This is a genomic window from Dellaglioa sp. CoH-57-MRSF-18 (assembly GCF_056781995.1).
Map to the genome: position 1 here is coordinate 1 of NZ_JBXAXX010000121.1, position 387 is coordinate 387.

The following is a 387-nucleotide window of genomic DNA, read 5'->3' on the forward strand; positions in this document are numbered from 1 at the left end:
ATCCCGTGCAACACGCGCGTATCTAGTGCGCTTTGAATCGATCGAGCAGTAATCAGAACCCGGCACGTGCCGGGTTTTCTTTTTGTGCTTGCATTTCGCTGATTCCTGTTTTATAGTTACGACATCGAATTTAGGAGGTGCAAAAATGAAGAATACTGAATTGCCTGAGCAGCGTACCCTGCTTCCGGGTTCCGCAGGTTTCGATGAGCATCCGGGGTACGCGGCACAGGAGTGCCCGCTGCGCGAGGTTGTTGTCGCCCAGACTTACGCCACGAACAACGGCTTCCGCTGCTACATGACGGGCGGTCATTGCGTGCCGGGTCCGTCGTGTGGTCATCGCCGTGAGCGCTTCGCTGGCGAGAAGAACGCTGATGACACGCTGGTCGT

General features: G+C 56.1%; 1 protein-coding gene. It reads left to right on the forward strand.

The window, feature by feature from the left end:
* Positions 1-145 precede the first annotated feature (145 nt).
* Positions 146-387, forward strand: a 242-nt coding sequence (locus AC1RPG_RS08365) for a hypothetical protein (RefSeq protein WP_481762529.1), incomplete at its 3' end; no start/stop codon positions are given.